We start from the raw sequence: 21,550 nt of genomic DNA, 5'->3' as shown, positions 1-21,550 counted from the left end.
TTCTCTTATTTTATTAATTCATCTACAATCTGGCTCACGCCTGAATAATAAACGGCATGATCGGCGTCTAAATATACAATATTATCGGTGACTTCTCTACTCATGTGTAGCTGATCGCTTAGAAGTAAGACCTTATCATACCGGCAAACTAAAGAGCGTTTCGAAATACGTGTAAATTGTTCGCCAATATGGACTGATTCGATAAAGGGCCGTAAGGGTTGAGGTTGTAATCGAGCCATCGCTTTTTGAGCATCCTCCAGGCTACAACAGTTAAAAAAAACATTGACTAAATCCGGGGAACGTTGAAGGCGAATTTCTTGTAATGCCTCATCGATGATTAAATAAGGTGTGAGGTTATTAGATTCAGATTCTTGTGCTAATGAAAACAGAGACTTATGGTCTTGTGGAACATAGGCTGCAACAAAAATTAGTTCACGAATCGCCTCAGGAATAATCTCAGCAGCTTTTGCGATAATTAAACCTGCCATACTATGGCCAACCAGCGTTACCTGTTCGGGTTGTTGCTCAATTAGTGTGACAATACTCTGCACGTAGTCATTGAAACCTATTGAGCTACTCATTTGACTTTTTAGGCCATGGCCAGGTAAATCGGGCATCAATACTTTATGCCCTTTAAGGAACAACTCTTTTGCAATACGCCTCCAACACCAAGAGGCATGCCATGCACCGTGAATTAAAATAAATGTTTGAGCGCTTTGCATAAAAACGATATAAGAATAAATTTAATTGTCATTTTATAAACATTGAGTCATTAAATAAAAGCTTTATCTCCAATAATGCCCCAGAATATCTGAGCTTAAAACACGAAGGTTTTATTCTTTAGTTGGCGCGATGTCTGTAATTCCGAGGCATCAGCTATTAATATTAAATTAATGTTGGAGTGATATAATTAAACTGTAGCGATATCTCCTAGGTTATAAATCAAATTTCTATCGCTACATTAAACTTTTTCATTTTGTTAACCCATCTCGAAAATATTCTTGTTTGATATTTATTTTTTTAACACTATTTGTTTGTAACTTAAATAAGCTAACTGTATAATTCGCCGTTAATTTGGTAATTTTAGAGTTCATTAGCTATGCTAGCTCCACTTCAAAAACAAGAATTAGAGAAAATAAAAAATAAAATAATACAAATACAGGATGTTTCTCAGGAGTTAAAAGCTAATGAAGAGTTCATGCTTGAAGTAATACGATTATATCCTTCTGCAATAGCTCATGCCGATCCTGCATTAAAAAATAAAAAAAGTTTCGTTTTAGCAGCGATTGAGATCAACGGTTGGGCTTATGTCTATGCATTAGATAAGTGGAAAGATGATGAAAATGTAACCTGTTTCGCAGTAAGAAAAGCCTCTCGTTTTCTTTTTTATGCTTCCGATAGATTAAAAGCTGATGAGAATTTTAAAATCAATGCTTTGAAAATTAACAGTTGGTACCCCTGGATAAGACTAAATAAAGTTATAAAAAATAATTTTTTTGAAGGGTTGAGCGACACCTTTGCAATAATGTACGGAAATTATGGGATTTTCGATAAAATGGATGGAAAGGAGTTCGATCCTAATAGACTAAAACATGGGTTAATTGATATCACCTTGATCCCGCAATTATCTAATTTTTTAATTAATTACGGAGTACCTAGTAAGCCATGTAGTGCCAATCCTTTCCGATATGCTCTAGATAAAGAAAAATTGAATGAAGCCACTCTTCTTAGAAACATATCCTCTTTTATAGGATTTGGTTTGCAGTTTTTAAGATTCGCGATGGCCGCAGCAGCCACGGTAATGGTCCTGCCCATAGTTGCTTTGGTACATGTACTCAAATTCCCTTATACTTATTATTACCAAAGGAGCTTACTTCAGCTTGAGGGGGTAATTTACAATGCTGAAAACCAGAAGCCTATATCCCAAAAGACGACTTTGGCAGAGTTTATTTCAACTACTAATTCCAGTTTAAATGATTTATGTGGTTATAAGTCTTCGAATATCACTTCTTATTCTTCTAAAAATACAGACATAGAAAGATATGAGGGAGCGAAAGGCCTTAATCCACACTTGTTCTTTAAACCATCAAACAAAGCAACGCCGTCTCAGATTCGAGCTAAAGCAATAGTGTCCTCCCTAGAAATAGATGAAAAATATGATCCTAATGACTCCAGATCATCAGCTATAGGCCGATCTTTTTACTAGTAAGTTGGGTCGTCTGACCCAACAAGCAATCGCTTATAATTTCGAATGTTGGTCAAATGGTTTTCAACTAACTGTTCTCTCTCATGAGTCTATAGCGGGGTAAATCTCGGTCAACCCATATAGTAAATCTACTTTTTATACATCTTATCGCTAAAAAATCTTTAATTTTTATATACCTATGCTATTTTAGTTCCCAAGATGACCTAATTTAGAAAAGGATATCTCCTCGTTGTACAAAAAGCCTGGCACTACAAAATCGATATCGGGATTATAAATACCTAGCAACTTTGCTATAGAATTTTTAATTATTATTTTGACTAACATTAGTGAATGAGAATACTTATGCCCAAACGTACAAAAAAGAATAATGGAACGAATACCGAACCTCTGTTGCCAAATAATTCAGCGTATCAATCAAGGCCTTCACATGACCCAATTGTAACTCAGGATCCAATCACTCAATCAGAAATAGAATCGAAAAGACAACTTAGGTACACAAGAACTCTTAAAGGAGATGGAATGCAATTATTTGTTAGTAAGCAGCTTCCTCTCGCAGCTCTTTACAATAAAGAGAAACAAACAAATCCTCTAGCAAAGGGAATTCCAATCCAAACCCGACAGGAAGAAATAGTTTTCAATGGCTCTGGAACAATTGTTGGCTTGAGTATCAATACAAATTGGGAAGAAAATACAAAAGAAATCCAGCAACTTACTAGCCAATGGCGGCAAATACAACAGGATAAATTGCTCGAGAAATTATTAAAACTTATTGAAACGCTACTGGAGCAACCCAAGCAAACATTTCGTTTTCTCGATGCTCTAGAAAAATTTTCTGTACAGCCTCCTAATAGTAGTTCGAGATTTATTAACTTTTTTAATCTTATAGAGGAGATACGTTTAGCTACCCAACATTGCCAGTTAGAAACTAAAACTAAAGCTTGGTTTGCAATGAAATTAGATGGATCCTCATTAAATGAGGATTTATCTTCAGCAGAGTTACGTTACTTTCCTGAGCGGATGTCAAATTTGATAGAAAAATTCCTGAGTACCTTGGTGAATGAAGAGCAATTAAACAATGAAGCATTAACAGCAAAATTTGAAGAAATTTTTCCACAATCTTCTTCAAATAATAATAATGATCTTCATCATATTCACAAAATTGTTCTGGACGCTGCTAAAGAGGTTTTTTTACAGCAAGTCAAAGAAGATTTAATCGCCATAAGAAACAACATGGATCGCACTCTTGATTTTTCAATATTCAAGAATGTTAAATATCTTACAATCGGTGCCTCCTCGAAGAAGCCGAGTAACATCGATGCATCCTCGCAGAAATTACAAAATGATAAATTTGCAGACCTAGTTTGCATGCTAAAAGCTATGGAGTTCTCTAATTTAGAAGGAATAGTCATCGAAGATTTGAGTGTCTTTCAAAATAAATCGAAACTTGCTCAGTTGTTTTTATTTATTGAAAAAAATAAGCAAACCTTGCAAAAAATAACGATACTTAACGGTGGTACTAGTGAAGATGTGGCCAATTTTCGTACCATGCTAGAAGCCTTTGCAAACATCACTTTAAATGTTGAGGGAAGTCCTACGCCATCACCGCAACCAGAAAAAAAGAGTTTTAAATTTTTCAAGCGCTCCCAATCTCGGCAAGATGAACGCGACACCTATTCTGTAGGTTCAAGATGCAGCCCATCATCTAGCTAAAACTACAAAGTACGGTAGCAACTGCCTTGTATTTTATTTCAAGACAGTTGCTATTTGCTTTGTTAATCCTAGATAAGTGCACATGAATTTGAATACCGAGAGTCATCACCTTTGTCTGACGTAGGAATTTCCTCTTCCTTTGTTGTATCCGTTGGTTCAAGTATTATTTCTTTTTTAGGTTGCGGGACCTTTTTCTCAAAAATTTGCCTGGCTTGTTGCATTTCTTTTTCATCTTTTAAGGAATGCCATGTCAGTTCGGTATCATCTGAAAACGTAATTTTATATGTCACTATATGACTATCTTCAAAAAATGTTCCTTTATAACCCATGCTTGAGTTATTTTTATAGTCAATAAGTACATTGAACCCCGAGACGGGTTTTCCTTCAAACGCTAATTTCATCTCCTGTTTTAAATCTTCATCATAGAATAAAGAATTAATTTCATCCATTAACTTGTAATATTCTGATAATTCATTTTTTATCGTTCGTTGTTTAAATATATTTCATTTTAATAGTTTCTCTCCCTACTTGAGTTGCCAACTCATATAGGGCGAGATGAAACTCATCCATTGTTCTATTTTTTAGGCAAATTACATGATTATCAAACTACTAGGAGCTTGCTGTTGCTGTTTAAGAACGTTTTAAACTCTTGGTTTAACTGCATTATTGTTAGTTTTGGAGAGTCCGTAAGCTTAATTGGATATAATTCCTATATTATTGGGGGAAAATAATATTGAATATGAAAACAAGTTTCAACTTTTGCATAATGGTTTCAAAGGCTTACAAATGAATCATTAAGAAGGTTATCATTTTGACCTAGCAATTTCTTGTCAGCGGAATGAAAACAATCGTAACTACATTTTCAACACTTCTATTTTTTTTACCTCGTCATGTTCAGCTCCTTTTTTAGGGGCTTCAAAAATACTGTTCCTCGGTTTATGCAAAGTAAATGGGGCAACTAATTCTGTTTTAGAGTCGCTTAAGGTGGTTAAAATTTTTATGGTCTGGGTTTGGGTAAATCTTCTAAATAATTGAGTATTAATAAAGATCATGGCCCTTTTTTCAATGAGAGGATATTCTTTTTTAAATTCGATAGGACCTCGGAGCATTAAGGTAAGCGTTTCTCTTTTATAAGTACTAAAATAAAGGTTTTTAATTGTATTTTGGCTCTCCTGGATCAGAACACATTCATTATTAAAATCAACAATAGCGTTCGGAATTTTATTGTTTTCTCTAAGTCTTTTATATTGTCTTTTCGTGAGGACAATACCTTGCTCTGCTAATATTTTCAAAGCATTGGCATAATTGCTTTGTTCATTATTTGAGTATTTTTTAGGGGGAGCTTTTTGAGGTTGATTTCTTGGATGAACTAACAATTGTCGAAGATGTTTTTCCAGTGTGCCCAAAGTAGGTCGATGTTCTGGTTTGAGCGAGAGACATAATTGAATGAGACGATTGAGAGCGGCAGATGGTTTTAATATCGATTGCATCATAACACCTAGAGCGTAAACATCCATACTTTTTTGAGCAGTTATCGGCTTTTGTGACCAGCATTCGGGTGCAATTTGCGTATATGTTGTTTTATTCGATATTAGAGCCTCTTGAGTTTTTACAAAAAAGATATCTGGGTCGAGTAGCATCCCTTTCTTTACAGAAATACCTCCATCAAGTAAATAACTTTTACCTGAATCCTTATTATAAAGAATATTGTCCGCTTTTAAATCCAGAACTATATATCCCTTATCATGACAATCTTTTAATGCTTCAATTGCAGAAATAAAAAGCTTTATTTGTTGCCTTTCATTAGTAAAATGCAACTCTTCATAGGGTATGCCATCAATATAGGGAAGCACCAAACGATAAGTATCCTCCCGTTCTATTAATTCACTAGTTTGTTTCGGGTATAGGGTTTTGAAAAATTTATATTTATTGTAGGCCTCGATAAAATCAACATCATCACTATCCGCTGGCATTAGTACGGCAATTGAGCGTTGACCATCAACAGATTGAAATTTTCGTGCTTTGGCGTATGTGCCCGAACCAATTTTTTTTTGGGGATAATATTCTGTTTCTCCGTCACTTTCATAACAAGAGTCTTCAGAAGCATTATCATCATGGAATTTATAGTTTTTTGGCATGGCCTTGCCCTCTCATCCAAGAATTCCTTTAATCAATTTTGCTTGTTTTACAGGATAAAGTCCATGGAGTAAAAATACTCTGATTTTTCCCGGTAGGTTGGGTCGTTTGACCCAACAAATTAAACGCAAGGACGCTAGAGAAGGGGGCCTTTAGTAGTATTTCGGCGACAAATTACCAGTTTTCCCAGAATTATGTTTGTCAGATTCCAGTGGTTTTATCGTTTTGCTAATACTTGGAATAACTGAAACACTAGCTGCCCTTCCTTTGCCTTTAAAATTATTTCTTTTATCGGTAACGTTCTCAGCTTTTTCTTGTTCTCTCGGTTCTTTCCCTCTTGCTGTTTTTGGCGTTTTATCTTTAAACATTAAATGCTTTTCTAAATCGCGATGTGAGTATTGCTTTGCATTTAGACTCAACTTAGGAGTGGGCTTTTTTTCGGGTTCTGGTGTCGTTTGTTGTAATTCCTGCTCTACTAGATAGGAAGCAGAAGAAGTGGCTAGTTCCTGTTCTGAAAACATTTTAATTGAAACTTTTTTCTTTGCCTTATGCTTCTTCTTCTCTGGTGTACTTTCCATTGATTCATCTGATTGTGGCGCGGATGATTGCTCTGCATTGTGAATAGCAGTTGATGAAATAGCTTCTTTCTTTGCTGCGAGCGTTAGCATTAACAAAGCTTGTGAAAAATCCATCCGCTTATTTGCTTTCTCATGAGTTAATCCACGAATAACCTTTTTTACACTTTTGCCTAGGGGAGAGTTAAAGGCGGGGTGGTTGAAATCGAGTCGTGTACCTGGTCCCTGCATATCGAGCTGATCCAAATAGGCTGATAAATTGGTGACAGCCAATTGTATGGTCTGTGCATCCAATCCCAAGGGGGTGTCTTTTGCTAAGTCATACTGTTGCTGGTTCATTAAGTTAAATAAAGATTTCTTTGAATTTCCAAAATTACTGGCAACCGGCACCCCTGTTATCACTTCATAGATGCTAACTCCCATCTTATAGCGCGATTTATAATCAATTTCCGAAATCGAATATTCACTTGAAGTATCTGAACTTGATGTCACGCTAAGTGAAGTGGGTCTGGAGCGATAGATAGGGGTTTGGGCAACTTCCATTTTAGGAATAGAGCTTTCTTCGAGCACATTCAATAAAGACTTAATATCGCAAAGGACTAAACGTCCATCATCCGCAACAATAAAATTACTCGGTTTAATATCTGTAAAGCGAAAGCCAGCCCTTTCTAAATCCACCATGAGTTGTAACATCTTCCTTGAATAATCAAATGAAGTGTCAAAATCCTCCGCATGCCGCTCCAGACTACCCTTACCACAATATTCAATTAGCTCAAGATAATAACTATTTTTGCGATTTTTGAATGGTAACAAAAGATATCGTTCTGGAAAGTGCTTAGCAAGTTCTGGTTGTACTCGCAGCACATCGTAAGCAGCCACATATTTTTCTTCAGCGGGTAACACGCGAAACACCACGCTAAAATCTTTGTATGTTGCCGAAAAAAGGGATATCACTGACCCACCTAGGAATTTAAGGGTAACAGGCTTTTTATCAATCGTGATCAGCATAGCTTGCGGATTATCGCCAGCATTCATTAGTGCTACTAATGGCGCTTTAGCTTGGCCATTCTCTGCCACCAATTTCTTAAATTCAGCAGTAAGTTTCTCGATAATTTTGCTTCTCATTTCCGCAGTTTTGCTCACTTTTCCCATGAGTACAACCTATAACTTAAAAAGGAACAATATTATCCATTCCGTTGATTTAATGTCAACGAGTCCGCATAAATTTTAAACATTCCAAATTTTGTTACAGTGGGTTGGGGCATTTGACCCACAATTACAATCTTCTTTGTCGAAACAATTGTTCAATGAAATAAAGAATCACTGGCATTTTGTGACCCATCCTACTACTCTAAAATGCACGTAAAAAAATATTCTATTGAAACAGAACAAAATAAAAGAGGGAGATAACATGATGCGTTCAGCACAAATTGCCTTGGTTTTGACTTCAATTTGTTTTTTTAATATACCCGCAGCTTATGCCATGCAGTTTAATATCCATGGTACGCAAGCAAAAAAACTCTACAATATGCTCACAGGTCCTAAGGTTCAAGAAGAGGGTGCGGCGGGGCATTCTTATCGTAAGGGAAAAAGTATTCTTTGCCGTTATACTAATGCTGATATGAGCAAGAATGGAAAAGAAGTTCCCAAGACCTCGTCATGTCGTTACGCATGTTCCATTAATTTTAATCATAATGGATTAGCAACTCCTGGACAAAATCCACAATAGATTGTGGTCAGTAAACCTACGTTGGGTCATTCTGACCCAACGACTTGCTTTGTGTATCCTATAATTAAACATCATTTTAAAAAACCGAGATTTTTTATGAAAAAAAATCCGTTTAACATAGGTACTTCAGGATGGAGCTATTCGGGATGGTTGGGCAATTTCTACCCACAAAAGATAAAACCTAATCTGGTACTTCCTTATTATGCTGACTTGTTGAATAGTGTGGAACTTAATAATAGTTTTTATCAAATTCCTAAAGAAAAAAATATAAGAAACTGGGTAGATATAACACCACCTGAGTTCGTTTTTTCATGTAAAGCAAATCGATACATTACTCATTTTCAAAAGTTAAAAGAAAGCACTGAAACTGTGGATAAACTACTTAAAGCGTTTAGTCATTTTGAAGAAAAATTAGGCCCTATATTATTTCAATTCCCACCCTGGTGGAAAATAGAAATCCCCACTTTGAAAACATTTATTCAGCAGCTTCCTAAAAAGTATTTATATACATTTGAATTCAGACACAAAAGCTGGTTTTGTGAAGAACTTTATGAGTTGTTAGATAAAAACCAAATGTCACTTTGTTTTTATGATCATAAAATGTATCGCTCACCGGAAATAGTCACAAGTCCTTTTATCTATATTCGCATGCATGGACCTAATATAGAGGCATATAAAGGAGCTTATGAAGAATCTACCTTAATGGAATATGTAGGGAAATTTATTAATTGGCATAAAGAGGGTAAAACAATCTATTGCTATTTTGACAATGATGAAAAAGCGAATGCACCTCAAGATGCACAACGTTTAAATCAACTGTTAAAAAATAAAAATCTTGTTTAAGCTTAGGCAGTAGTTAACGCTCCCACCCAAAAATGCTTCTGCCACCATAAGTTGGGGAGGCCTTTTTTTCATGAGTAATTATTTCTTCTACAGAAGGACCAGAAATAATGTATTGTTCTAATTCACGTGCTTGATTATCGAGTCGCTTAATGGCATCCAATTTATCGCTTTGACCTAAATGTGCTTTTTGAATGGCAGTTTTCAATACCCGGATGGTTTCGTCATAGACTTTAACAGGAACAGGGAAAGGGTGACGATCTTTGCCACCATGAGCCAAAGAAAAACGAGCTGGATCGGAAAATCTGTAAGGAGCACCATGAATGACCTCAGCCACAAAAGCCAAAGCGAGAACGGTTCTTGCCCCCACGCCGGGAGTTAGAAGAAGCTCAGTAAAATCTTCTGGCCCCCGATTGATGGCTGCAGCAATATTGCTATGTAAACGAGTGATGGAAATATTTTCTGCTCTAACATCATGATGTGCCGGCAAATCGAGATGGGGTAAAAGAAGCTGTTCTGTTGAATCGTTTACTGGCTTCAGTCCATTCTTTTTTTGCTTGGATAGTTCTGCAAGAATACGTTCAGGGGAACATGTTTTCAAAAGCTCAATTTGCTTAAATCGTGATAAGTGAGCACGTTGATCGGTGAGATTGATGATATTTCCTTGATGAAATCCTTCTATGGCCGTATGAGGTGCGTCAATGAAACTAGTCAATCCTTCCGATAACCAGTGATAGCGTCGTGCCTGTTTATTAACCGTATTCATGCCCTGTTGGATAATCGTCCACTTGCCCTCATCCGTAACGATAAAGCCGTGCAAGTACAGATCGAATCCATCTTGGACCGCAGCACTATCTACTTTAGCTACGAGACGGCTGCATTGCGCAAGTTGCTGTCCGTCAAAACCGACTTTGGTTCCTATACTGATAAGCTCCTGGGGAGTTTGCCGTGAATATTTGCCCCTGCCACCACATACATGCACTCCAAGTTCATGCGCGAGCGGGGTTAAACCGCGCTTCAGAGCCCCTATAACACTGGTAGTAATTCCTGAAGAATGCCAATCCATGCCCATAACCGCCCCAAAGGATTGGAACCAAAAGGGATTAGATAAACGGCGAAGAATCTCATCACGCCCATAATGGTGAATAATAGCCTGGCATATGATCGCACCTAATTTAGCCATACGATCCGCAAGCCAAGTAGGCACACGACCATAATGCAATGGTAAATTAGCGCTGCCCGTTTTATGAGCCATACAGTCTTTGTGAATGGATTGGAAGTAATAAAATTATAGCAAATTGTTATATAAGGAAACATTAAATTTATATCATTTCCTGAGTACGCGGGAATCCATCTCACAATCCCTTCATAATAATTATAATTTATTATAATTAAAACCGTTGTCTTCCTGTTGACTAAGGTCTTTAATTTCACGATTTAAGGTATAACTTAATAGCGTTCGTATTAAAACGATGCTTGCAACAATTCCAACTGAATAATAGTCCGGTGCAGTAGTTGTTCCTATTAAATCAGCAGCTACAATAAACTCCAATCCTAATGTCAATACTCGACCTAATCGTAATCGAATTTGATTAATATTTTTGGTATCTGAGGTAAAAAATAGATAAGAAATGTAATGAAATAAAGCGATCAAAACACCAATAAAAATAACGAGAACGCCACAAAAAGAGATACTATGTTGGATATACAATAATAAGGTATGGAAATTTAATACATCCATTTATATATCTCCTTAGATATATGAATTTTAATAGATTAAATTTTAATGTTAAAAAAATCCAAAGTTTTTAACATGTGGGAAGTAGGTTGGGTCGTTTCCCCCAAATCTCAGAATTTTAAATTAGCCCTTATGGTAGTTTCTCTAAGACAGCTTAGGCTAAGAATTAAATAGTATATTGCTTTAAAAAATTATTCAAAGATCCTTCAGCTTCTTCGTATTTTTTTGACCATTCATCTATTACACTGTTTATTTGGTTTTGCTCTGCTTTGGAATCTTCATCAAATTTTTGCATTTCCTTTTCTACATCTCCTACCGGATCAGAACTGCGGAGTGCAGCTTTCTGGGCTACTTTCAATCTTTCGTCCCTCTGAAAGGGTTGATAAAATCCTAAGTTACCGTATCTGAATTCTTTAGCTAATCCATTATTTAATTGATTATACTCTTTGAGCATTTCCTGCTGATGTTCGATTAGGTGTTCAAATCGAAAAATCCCTTTTTTAATTTCGTTTATTCTTTGTTCTTCACTATAAAGGTCAATACGATTGGGGTTGTATAAAATTGTCCATTTTATACCATTAGTTATTAATAATAAGTTCATCAATAAATAATTCGTTCGAAGATTTACATCATAATATAAATGAAGAATTTCTAATTCATGGGTTAGTTTATCAATGGCTCTTATCTTATCATGAACAGTATCTGCTTCTCTGATCTCCTTATTGTAGGTTTTAACAGCATTTAAAGAATATTCATAAGCTAATTTAGGCTCTGGAGTGAGTATATAAATAGGTACCCCTTTTTTAATTTTCTCATAAATATTATTAGCGAGCTCTTTTATTTGCTCATCTTGGAAATTTTTAATGTTTACACATGTGTCTGAAGAAGTGTCACCAGCACATGCGAGTGCATTTTGTCTCGCTTCTCCGATTACAGCAATCATCTCTTCTCTATTTGAAAACTCCAATGTTGAAGGACTTCCAAGCATAAATCCCTCTGCATTGTTGTCCTCTCTAATTCGGAATAATAATTCTGTAACCCCTTCTAATGTGGATGTTTCTTTGAAAATCGGAAATCCGTTATAAATGGTACGGTATTTTTTAAGAGCTTCCCCTTCGCCCTCCATTTGGGCTAAACCTGTACTCAGCTGAAGATGCAACTTATCTATTAGCTCAAGGGTTATACTTGTTCTAATTTTGGGATCCCGCCTGTATAACTCTAAAATCGTGGTGGTGGTATCAAACAAATTTTTAACACATTTTTGTTCTCTAAACTCATAATCAATCCAATTTTCCTTGCAATGGTGAAATAATTCATAGTCAACAAATAATAAGTATCGTAGCTTGTGAGGAATCGCGGAAATATCTTTTATAATAGACTGGGTTTTGAATCGCTCTTCCTTAACATCGAACCGATACAATATATTATTTTCTTCCTGTTGTTCGTGTTTTATTGCATCCAGTTCGGTTCGAGTTATGATTATTCCACTCGTGTGGGTTATTGATTCTAATCCATCAATAAATTCTTCGCGGGATAATTTTTCTCCCATTTTTTGTTCATCTATTTTAATTTTAGCAATCCCAGTATGGTAGAACTTATGATGTTGACCATGTCGTTGCAATTCCATTCCTGTTTTTTTATATAACTTTCTAGATGCATCTGCAGCTTTTTTGAAATCTTGATAAACGCTTACTTGAGTATCTGCAAAGAGTTTATCTTCTGAAAAGGTTATATTGGCGATGCTTTCTAATGTTTCTCCTGCTCTTAATAACCCGGGAAAGTCATTTACAAGGACGTAAACATATTTGTCTTTTAGAGTTCGTTTCTCTTCCATATGTTGTTCCTCTAAAACATAAAGTACCTTCTAATAATTATAATAATAGTGCATTTATAGGTCTAATTGATCTGTTGTTGGGCTTGTGTTCGTATTAGATTGGAACTCAATAGGGAGTAACTTATCTTCAACTGAAGTTAACTTGTTTTGGGATGGAGTACACTTGGATTGTAATTTTTTGATTTCATTATAAAAATTTTATTTATTTGTCTTCATGCAAGCAAGATATCCAATAGTTTTATGGGATAGAATAGGATTCAACACGTCCTTATTTCAATAAGGCCAAGCGATATGTTCCAATTTCTTCAAAGCCTAGGGCTCGGTAAGTTCGTATTGCAGAATTATTGTTTGTGAACAAAATTGCTCTTTTCACTTGTCGGATGGCAGCTTGTTTTAAGCATAGATATACGGTAATTCGTGCAAAACCCTTATTTCTTAAGGAAGGAGGGGTATAAACAGGGCCAATTTGTACAATATCAGGTAGATTGGCATTAAATCCGCATAATGAAACAGGCGTATTATTTAAGTATAATACCCATCGATTTTGGCTAAGCTGTATATCTTGAATTTCATTAATAACAGATTCTTCAAGTTTAGGATTATTCTCATCATCTCCAAGGGCTTCTACATTGTATGCGATGAGCCATTTTTTGATGACATCCATTTCACTATCATAAACTGTTTTTAGCGTGTAACTCTGTGAGTGAACTGTTTGAGGAATAATCATTTTTTCAAGATTAAGTAGAAAGAGTTTTTCCTTATAGTTAATAGCAAACTGTGAGGATTTTACACCTAGGTTTTTAATCACAAAATTTGCTTGGGAATCTTCACCAAGGATTCCAGCAATTGGTCTTTTTCTTTTAAGCTTAAATTCTTCTACCAACGCTGATAGTACTATGAGATTTTCCGCTTGCATCATTACGTTACCATTCCAATAATGAGCTAAAACACCCTTAAGTTGATTTCCTTCAAAGGAGCCATAATAGTCTCCGTGAAAAGGTTTATTTTGGTAGGTAATTCCTGAATGGTATAAATTATTTCTAATAAACATGGTCGTTTCTTGATAATGATTGAGATAAGATGACAATTCATTCATATGCACTTCTTCTAGCATTTTTATCTCGATCATTTTTTTCTCTAAGGGAAATATTTTTAAGAACGTTTAAGGCATTGTTAAAATAGCCTAATACTCTTTATTATTAAATAAAAAATCTTGAATTCCTCCTACGGTACCTATTCGAATATGACAATAATGATAATAAGTCAGGAGAATAGTACCTACCTTGATTCTCAGCTATCAATCTTAGCGTATCGAGGACCCATTTTTGGGGTGGCAGCTTTCCAAGCCATACCAGTACGCCTTGCTATTCATCATGTTTAGAATCGCTCGTAAAACGAAACTCCTGAATGCATGCTTTAAAATCCCCTACATTAATTTCCTTAGCCAACATAGGTACATTACCTTTGTTTCGATAACTAGAATAATCTATCTTGGGTCTTGAATCGGATATGTGCCAATAATCTGCATTGATACTCTGACTACAAGGACCTTTAGAAGTTAGAGTGGCACGTTTTGTTAAGATGCATCGATTCGGTGTTTCAATAAATGATAAATCTTGTTTAATTGAATCCCCTTTGGAACCATAAGTAATTATTAATGTTACAACAGAGTAGCCTTTCCCAAGCGAATTAGAAGGGCTTTCTATGTCAAATGACCAATTTGTTTTATTTAATAAGTCGGTTTGATTGATAATAAATTGGTCGCAGTGCGTCATGCCATAGTTATGAAACTGCTTGAGTAATTGCTCATTATCACTTAGTGCAACAACTTTAAAGGATTGTAAGCTCAAGAGAAGAAAGGTGGCATAAATTTTTTTGTTCACGAAAAGACCCATCTTGTTATATTTGCAATAAACGTTTAATTAGAAAAGTCTCCGCAAAGCCCCTCTAATCTGCTTACATTACATTATTTTTTGCAATTTTCCTAAAACTATCGGAACGACTTAATCTTATTGGGGGCTGTGTTTTGCTATTGCACAATGCTTGGGTGAAAAAATAGTTATCCCCAGATAAAAATTCCTTTGATAATGAACCACTGTATATTTTTTTGTTACTGTTAATATTGTTAATTTAGCTGTCTATAGAGGATCTTATTATTAATTGAGAAATCCCGTAATCCTCTTTGCTCCTTACGGGCTAGGCTCTCGCCTTATTTGAATATTGGATTTTAATTATTATGGAAAAATACGAGTAATGAACAACAAAAAATTTATCCTTAAGGTTCAAAATCTAATTGATCTTGTTATTCCTCCTGCACAAGATCTCTCTTCAGATTATGAGACTCTAAATTGAGATCATTCCCGCATAGGCGGGAATTCATCTGCCAACCATTAATGATGATTATAATTTATTGTAATTTACCCCGTTGTTTTCCTGCTGACTAATTTTGTAAATCATATATCTTCTTGATTTACCTCCCTACATTATTTATAGCGTAGAGGAGGTCCAAGTTGTTCTTCCCAAAGAAGGACAAATGCAAGTATCTTCTTCATTCGAACTCGTATCAAAAAATCTTGGCCCAGTTTTCTTACTTTTAGAATCATTAGGTTGTGGAGATTTTTCTGATGTTAATAGAGTATTATTTTTCCGTGTTTCATGAGTAGAGTCTGAGCTCCTATTTTCTATCAATGGCTGTTCCATTTCTGAAGGATTTTGAGTTGACTTTTTTCTAGAGAAAACGGTTGGCCATGTAAAGGCGATCGAGACGAATACTAAAATGACTGGAGACAATATTGCCATAGTAACGGTTAATGCAAATTTCTCCCCTATTGCTTCCCCCAATGTTTCACCGATATGAATTCCGCTTCGGATTCCACCAGCAACAGAATAAGCAAGAGAATCACCTATCAAAGCACATAATTTGAGCATATTAATGGCGCCATACTGTATTTTTTGTGCTGTTGTTTGGTTTTCTTCGGGGGGTTGATAGATTGATTCAAATTTTTCTTTAAGATCGACATACGTTTTGGGGTTAAAGACTTTATATACTTGGGAAAAAGTATTCACTACCATGGTGGTCGAAGTACATATCATCGCAATAACATGTGCTAAAAGGGTGTCAGGTGTAGCACCTATAGCGTTTAAAAACTTATTAACCCCTGATGCAGTAGTAAACCAAGTCAGCGTCGCATAAACAGCTAAAAAGAGCGTGCTTACCACTCCTAATAACGCACATCTCAAAAGACCATAAGGTTTTTTATACTCATCAATAAAAAGATTTTTAAATTTGGTATAATTTTCCCGTATGCCTACAGCTTGAAACGAATAAAAAGAAATCGCAGCAACCACAGACAACCCAATTGTTACTGCCAAAACGAGAGGGGTAGAAGCAAGCGCACCTGCGCCCAAAAAAGTGAGGAGTCCTACAATACCCGCATATCCAGAAATGCCCGCAGAAATACAGGCCAACAAAGTCACAATTCCAAAAAATAATTTCTGACCACTATCTAGTATTGTTTTTTCTCTTATATTTTCTTCAAGGGTAGTGAACGTTTTTTGTTTTTTAGGCTGAAAACCAGCACTATCAAGCATGGCTTGCCCACGACTTAATAAACAAACGATGCCATTACAGAAGGAAAGTACGATTGCTAAGGCCAGGCTTACGCCAAAGGGTGCTCCTAAAGTACTCAATAATCCCAGGCAAAATACCATACAAAGTGCCATGGAGGTGACTACTTTACCAATAACCAAGGGGATTCCTTTTAGCAGTCTATCTCTATTTTGAATGGGGGTTCTTTTAAATTCTTCGCCCTTGCTTGAGTAGTGAGCAATTTGCAAGATCTCTTGCTTAGATAATCTTTTTCCACCCGCAAGAATCTCTCCCCATTTAAAGGTGAGGAAACTCCAAAAATTGTGGGAAAAAGGGCGTTCCAGAAGATCGGTTATTCGAAGATCTCCATTTAAGATCGCGTATTCGACTTTTTGAGATTCTTTTTTAGTAAATTGATATTGATTGAACGAGGCAATAATCCAATCTCTTTGAGTACGCCATTTTCTTCTTAAAACCATTATGACTTCAGGACGTTTATAAGGAGTCAAATCGATTTGCTTTTGATCTAATAAACTAATTATTTTATTCATTACCACAAATCCCTTTTAATACAAAGCGTGTAGCTTATTTATAATTTCAGAAGAATTCCATTTAAATTTTTAATTAATGATCTATAGATAGAGATCTGCTCATTTTCATGCGAAATAATTTGACATACTTGACGAGTTACATTCTAATCTTATTTTTTTTCATGATGATGGATGATCATGGCATTTTTGACTTTTCTAAAACCTGCTCCTTATCTTAATGAAATTCAAGATAAAGTCGTTGTTGAACGGCAATATCGTTATTGGCGTATACGTACCTTTTATGCAATGTATTTAGGGTATGTTTTGTTTTATTTTACGCGAAAAAGTTTTACCTTCGCTATGCCTGCATTACAAAGCACCCTAGGAATGAGCAAAACTGAACTTGGAATGATTGCTAGTATTTTGAGCTTAAGTTATGGCATCAGCAAATTTTTGAGTGGAATTCTTGGCGATAAGTCAAATCCTCGTTATTTAATGGCGATTGGGCTAATTTTGACAGGAGTTTTTAATATTTTGTTTGGTTTGTCTTCCACCTGGTGGTTATTTGCTGTTTTTTGGGGATTGAATGGCTGGTTTCAAGGCTGGGGATGGCCAGGATGTACTAAGTTATTAACCCATTGGTATTCTCAATCCGAACGCGGTCGCTGGTGGAGTATTTGGAATACATCACATAACGTTGGGGGTGCATTAATTCCCTTGATTGTTGCGATGTGCGCGCAATATTACGGCTGGCGTTCAGCCATGTTTGTGCCGGGGATCATCTGCATTTTAGGAGGTTTTTTCTTAATCAATCGATTAAGAGATACTCCTCAGTCGCTGGGTTTACCTGCGATAGAGCAACATAAGAAAGACTTTTCTGGTTCAGCAAATCACCACCATGAAAAAACAGAGCTTTCAGTTAAAGAAATTCTTTGGAATTATGTGCTAAGCAATCCATATATTTGGATACTGTCCATTTCTTATTTGTTTATTTACATTGTGCGAACGGCTCTAAATGATTGGAGCATGTTGTACTTAACCGAGGTGAAGGATTATTCCTTAATCACAGCTGGTAGTTGTGTCATATGGTTTGAGGTTGGTGGGTTTTTTGGCAGCCTGGCTGCTGGTTGGATTTCTGATAAAATATTTCAAGGTAAACGCAATCCCATTAATGTACTCTTTACTGCAGGTGTATTTGCCACGTTACTGCTCTTTACTTTGACTAAGGGATATACCCCATTCCTCGATTCATTATTTCTTTTTTTCTTTGGTTTTTTTATCTTTGGCCCGCAAATGATGATTGGTATGGCGTGCGCGGAGTTAGCGCATAAAAAAGCAGCAGCAACTGCAACTGGTTTTGCCGGATTTTTTGCTTATTGTTTAGGTGCTGTTATGGCTGGTGCTCCTTTGGGGGCAATTATCAAAAATTACGGCTGGGATAATTTCTTCCTTACATTGTTTGTTTGCTGCTTGATTCCATTATTTTTGATGCTGCCACTCTGGCATGTGAAAGCCCGTCCAACGGATCGTAAACCAGAATTTTCAGGAAAATCTGAGTTTGCTTAGCAAAGAAGGTGGGTCGAAAACGACCCAACCCTCTTGCTGGTTTTAACATCTTAGATTGGGTTGAAATTGATTATTTCGGATAATAATTCTTAGCCACACTGAAGACCATTTCTCGAAACCAACGATGGCCCGGGTCAACATCATCTTTTTGATGCCAATATTGATAGCAATAAAAACGGTCAACCTCAAAGGGAACTGAAGCAATACTTAAGGGTATCAAATGAGAAAGCTCTTCAGCTACATGGCGAATACTTAATGTCAGATATTGAGAATCAGTCAGGACAAGTAATGGCATGATTCCCTGGCCTAAGCTAATAGAAACCCGTTTGTCATGCCCTAGTTGACGTAAATAACGATCAAAATAATTATAAAAAGGAGTATCTCTTAATGAAAACTGAATTAATGGGTACTTTAATAGTTCTTCAATGCAAATTTTCCCTTCATCGATTCCTGGATGGTTACCGCCCCCAACGATGACAGCTTCATCTTGAAACAATTTTTGTTGCTTTAGGCTTTCGGGAACTCCCTCAAACATACCAATCATTAAATCAATCTCACCGGATTCAAACACCTCCATCGAATTTAAGTAGCTAGGATGCTTAATATTTAATTTTATGCCTGGAGCCTCTTGCTCCAATCGGCGAATCAAGCTCGGAGTCAATAAAATTGAGACCAGATCAGTCATCCCAATAGAGAAACTTCTTTCTGAAATTAAGGGATTAAAGGCATCTGTAATATTAAATAATGTTTCAATCATTGAGAGTGCTTGGCGGGTTTTGCCTATCAATGAGCTAGCCAAGGGGGTCAGTTGCATAATATTGCCTTGCCCACGAACAAGTAAATCATCATGGAAATGCGCACGAAGTTGTTTCAAATAAATACTCATTGAGGATTGGCTTATGCCCATTCTTTTGCTAGCTAGGGTTAGATGACGACAGTTTAAGAGTTCATGCAGGGCGCGAAGTAAATTGAGATTTAGTTTATCCATAAAAAGTCACCCATATTGAGGGAACCTGATAGTCTCTTTTGAGGTATAGTTGAGAACGATTTGGTTTGCAAATACAACGGGAATAATGAGAGATATCAAAAGCTCGAAGATTTTGAAACTTCGAGCTTTTTACAGTAAAACTAGAGAATACTGCATTGCTCTGACAACTTGGGTTTGTAAGCCATCTCTGGTTCCCCATCTAACATATCCAAAGCAGTTTGGAGATAACTTTCAATTTCAGGTTGATTGTGTATTTTTTCTTCGCACGCTCGCATAAATACTCCCTTGAATTGCTCGAATTCAGCGCGAGTGGCAGAGTGTTCGATGTACTCATGAGAACTCATTCTTAACGCTCGAATCTGTGCTGCTTGCTCCACTGTACGTTGTAATTGATGATATTCCCATGTTCCTACTAAAGTATCTGTTAATATCACCATATCCACGGTGTTTCCTCGATTTATAGAGAAATGTTCAATTCCCTCAGGTGATTCAGCATAAATTGATAAATTACCACCTTCTCTATAAATTCCTATCATACAAGCTTCATCAGCGATTAAATGGTCATGATTGATAACAGAACGTGTATTGATTTGTGTTTCTTTTTTGCTAAGCATTGGACCTCTCCTAATTTACATTGTTAAATAAATTCATCGCCTCAAAATGTCTAATATTTAATCATATTGAATTGATTTAGGTTATTTTATCGATGAAGACTTAGCGGATTATTAAAATTATTGATGAAATTTTAATAATGAGTATTAAGATTCTGGAGGACGCATGCTGATGTAGATGATGGATTTAAAATGTGTTTTGAGAAATGCAGTCCGTAAGGAGCGTAGCGGATTACGGGGTTTGTTCTGATATTGTTTTTACCTTCGTGTATATGAGAGAGCTAATTATGAGTTGAGAAATCCCGTAATCCGCTACGCTTCTTCCGGGCTACCTGTTAAGCATCATGCTTTTGAAAAACGAAAAATAATGGTGTACATATTAAAGGGAACATCTTTCTAGCGAAGCATATAAAGGATATAAATCATGCCCACAGAAAATAATTGGAAACGTGATAAAACATTTGAAGCCAAAAGAGAAAGAATTTACAAGGCATATCAAAGTCAGGATATTAGTGAGCTTCGAACGCAACAGGTTAAAAACTCCAATCACGTAGCTATGGAATTGGTTTTTAGTACGGAGCAAGTTATCGAGCGCGTGAGGCAGCAATTGCAGCTGAATCTACCATTCAATACAAACATCACCTATGTGTCGCCTGTCGAGCACCCACCGGGTCAAGGAAGAACGTTAGGACGTATAAAGTTTGCGACAGAAGATAAGTATGAAATGATGCAATTCTTAAAGGCGGTATCTCATTTACATGAAATAGCAGGAAAGGCAAAAGAAGAAATTCACAGAACACTCGGTCTTACTGATAAAGATGATACAAATACCTATCTTGCGGAACTGAAGTTATGCAAAGCACAGGGAAAAAGTCTCGAAGACGTTTATACCAAAGCTCTGGACTATCCTAATAAATCCTTACTTTGGGAATTAGGTCAGTATTGTCAAGAACAGCAATTAGACGATGAAGCATTAAAATATTATTTGGCCATACCTGAAAATAATCCTTATTATGAGCGGGCGAATAAACACGCTTATTTATTGGTTCAAAAGAGAACAGCTCAACTATTGATGTTAGTACAAGATCCTAGGTTGGATACTGAATCTAAGAAAGCATTAAATTCCGAATTAGAATTTTATAAAACTACTGAGGTTAGATTGTTATTAAGATACAGTCTTAATGATAACTTTATAAAAGAACGCTTTAGTGAGCGATTAGATTCTGCTGCTTATGAACTATCAGGAGGAAAGGGCGCGCCGGACATAAAAGGTCTTACATTCAGCGAAGAGGGATTTCTAACGTTGTTACACTACATTGCTGATTTAAGACAGAAAAATCATACATTAGAACAAGCTAATGCAGCTGCTAAAAAGCAGGCTACAGGTCTTACAGAACATTTGACAAGACAGGGTTTTTATTCTGCTCCTAAAGATATCACTTCCGAGAATAAGGATAATAGTTCTGCGGACGATTCTAATTTAGGCCCCACGTAGTAA

General features: G+C 36.2%; 18 protein-coding genes. 6 read left to right on the top strand and 12 right to left on the bottom strand.

Annotated features, from left to right (window positions below; translation table 11 throughout):
* Nucleotides 1-5: 5 nt before the first annotated feature.
* A complete protein-coding gene (locus tag ACWTEW_RS00440; protein ID WP_454783348.1) occupies nucleotides 6-722 on the bottom strand; it encodes an alpha/beta hydrolase in 717 nt (238 codons plus the stop codon).
* A 377-nt stretch (nucleotides 723-1,099) separates the two neighbouring features.
* Between ACWTEW_RS00440 and ACWTEW_RS00435 the strand changes: the two genes are divergently transcribed.
* Both ACWTEW_RS00435 and ACWTEW_RS00430 read left to right on the top strand, forming a co-directional pair.
* Nucleotides 1,100-2,206 (top strand): DUF4116 domain-containing protein, encoded by a 1,107-nt coding sequence (locus tag ACWTEW_RS00435; RefSeq protein ID WP_454783347.1) that lies wholly within the window; start codon nucleotides 1,100-1,102, stop codon nucleotides 2,204-2,206.
* Between the two features lie 342 nt (nucleotides 2,207-2,548).
* Nucleotides 2,549-3,916 (top strand): hypothetical protein, encoded by a 1,368-nt coding sequence (locus ACWTEW_RS00430; RefSeq protein WP_454783346.1) that lies wholly within the window; start codon nucleotides 2,549-2,551, stop codon nucleotides 3,914-3,916.
* A gap of 68 nt (nucleotides 3,917-3,984) precedes the next feature.
* Here the strand turns inward: ACWTEW_RS00430 and ACWTEW_RS00425 are convergent, their stop codons facing one another.
* The 3 genes from ACWTEW_RS00425 to ACWTEW_RS00415 form a co-directional block, all read right to left on the bottom strand.
* Complete coding sequence (locus ACWTEW_RS00425) at nucleotides 3,985-4,365, bottom strand: hypothetical protein (RefSeq protein WP_454783345.1); 381 nt, start codon at nucleotides 4,363-4,365, stop codon at nucleotides 3,985-3,987.
* 405 nt (nucleotides 4,366-4,770) lie between these two features.
* Nucleotides 4,771-6,054, bottom strand: a complete 1,284-nt coding sequence (locus ACWTEW_RS00420; protein ID WP_454783344.1) for a protein kinase domain-containing protein — start codon at nucleotides 6,052-6,054, stop codon at nucleotides 4,771-4,773.
* A 150-nt stretch (nucleotides 6,055-6,204) separates the two neighbouring features.
* A complete protein-coding gene (locus ACWTEW_RS00415) occupies nucleotides 6,205-7,779 on the bottom strand; it encodes a hypothetical protein (protein ID WP_454783343.1) in 1,575 nt (524 codons plus the stop codon).
* 259 nt (nucleotides 7,780-8,038) lie between these two features.
* On the opposite strand from ACWTEW_RS00415, the gene ACWTEW_RS00410 reads away from it, so the two are divergent.
* Both ACWTEW_RS00410 and ACWTEW_RS00405 read left to right on the top strand, forming a co-directional pair.
* Nucleotides 8,039-8,356, top strand: a complete 318-nt coding sequence (locus ACWTEW_RS00410; protein ID WP_454783342.1) for a hypothetical protein — start codon at nucleotides 8,039-8,041, stop codon at nucleotides 8,354-8,356.
* Between the two features lie 96 nt (nucleotides 8,357-8,452).
* A complete protein-coding gene (locus ACWTEW_RS00405) occupies nucleotides 8,453-9,199 on the top strand; it encodes a DUF72 domain-containing protein (RefSeq protein ID WP_454783341.1) in 747 nt (248 codons plus the stop codon).
* 13 nt (nucleotides 9,200-9,212) lie between these two features.
* Here ACWTEW_RS00405 and ACWTEW_RS00400 read toward each other — a convergent pair whose 3' ends face one another.
* The 6 genes from ACWTEW_RS00400 to ACWTEW_RS00375 all read right to left on the bottom strand — a co-directional run bounded on the left by ACWTEW_RS00400 (nucleotide 9,213) and on the right by ACWTEW_RS00375 (nucleotide 16,908).
* Nucleotides 9,213-10,451 carry a DUF763 domain-containing protein gene (locus ACWTEW_RS00400; protein WP_454783340.1) on the bottom strand — a complete coding sequence of 413 codons (1,239 nt, stop codon included), beginning with the start codon at nucleotides 10,449-10,451 and terminating at the stop codon, nucleotides 9,213-9,215.
* A 120-nt stretch (nucleotides 10,452-10,571) separates the two neighbouring features.
* Nucleotides 10,572-10,937, bottom strand: coding sequence for a DUF1622 domain-containing protein (locus ACWTEW_RS00395; RefSeq protein ID WP_454783339.1), 366 nt, complete (start codon nucleotides 10,935-10,937; stop codon nucleotides 10,572-10,574).
* Between the two features lie 163 nt (nucleotides 10,938-11,100).
* Nucleotides 11,101-12,768 carry a hypothetical protein gene (locus ACWTEW_RS00390; RefSeq protein WP_454783338.1) on the bottom strand — a complete coding sequence of 556 codons (1,668 nt, stop codon included), beginning with the start codon at nucleotides 12,766-12,768 and terminating at the stop codon, nucleotides 11,101-11,103.
* A 268-nt stretch (nucleotides 12,769-13,036) separates the two neighbouring features.
* Entirely contained in the window at nucleotides 13,037-13,864 is an 828-nt protein-coding gene (locus ACWTEW_RS00385) for a GNAT family N-acetyltransferase (RefSeq protein WP_454783337.1), read from the bottom strand.
* A 268-nt stretch (nucleotides 13,865-14,132) separates the two neighbouring features.
* Nucleotides 14,133-14,651 (bottom strand): hypothetical protein, encoded by a 519-nt coding sequence (locus ACWTEW_RS00380; protein ID WP_454783336.1) that lies wholly within the window; start codon nucleotides 14,649-14,651, stop codon nucleotides 14,133-14,135.
* A 604-nt stretch (nucleotides 14,652-15,255) separates the two neighbouring features.
* Nucleotides 15,256-16,908: a hypothetical protein gene (locus tag ACWTEW_RS00375; protein ID WP_454783335.1), complete on the bottom strand. Its 1,653-nt coding sequence runs from the start codon at nucleotides 16,906-16,908 to the stop codon at nucleotides 15,256-15,258.
* Nucleotides 16,909-17,085: 177 nt separating this feature from the next.
* Here ACWTEW_RS00375 and pgtP point away from each other — a divergent pair, with 177 nt between their 5' ends.
* Nucleotides 17,086-18,453, top strand: a complete 1,368-nt coding sequence (gene pgtP, locus ACWTEW_RS00370; RefSeq protein WP_454783334.1) for a phosphoglycerate transporter protein PgtP — start codon at nucleotides 17,086-17,088, stop codon at nucleotides 18,451-18,453.
* Nucleotides 18,454-18,523: 70 nt separating this feature from the next.
* Here the strand turns inward: pgtP and ACWTEW_RS00365 are convergent, their stop codons facing one another.
* Entirely contained in the window at nucleotides 18,524-19,441 is a 918-nt protein-coding gene (locus tag ACWTEW_RS00365; RefSeq protein ID WP_454783333.1) for a LysR family transcriptional regulator, read from the bottom strand.
* A gap of 140 nt (nucleotides 19,442-19,581) precedes the next feature.
* Entirely contained in the window at nucleotides 19,582-20,055 is a 474-nt protein-coding gene (locus ACWTEW_RS00360) for a hypothetical protein (RefSeq protein ID WP_454783332.1), read from the bottom strand.
* Between the two features lie 421 nt (nucleotides 20,056-20,476).
* Between ACWTEW_RS00360 and ACWTEW_RS00355 the strand changes: the two genes are divergently transcribed.
* Nucleotides 20,477-21,547, top strand: a complete 1,071-nt coding sequence (locus tag ACWTEW_RS00355; protein ID WP_454783331.1) for a hypothetical protein — start codon at nucleotides 20,477-20,479, stop codon at nucleotides 21,545-21,547.
* The last annotated feature ends 3 nt before the right edge of the window (nucleotides 21,548-21,550 follow it).

Source organism: Legionella stuttgartensis (assembly GCF_977063405.2).
This window is presented reverse-complemented; position numbering and strand designations above follow the sequence as displayed.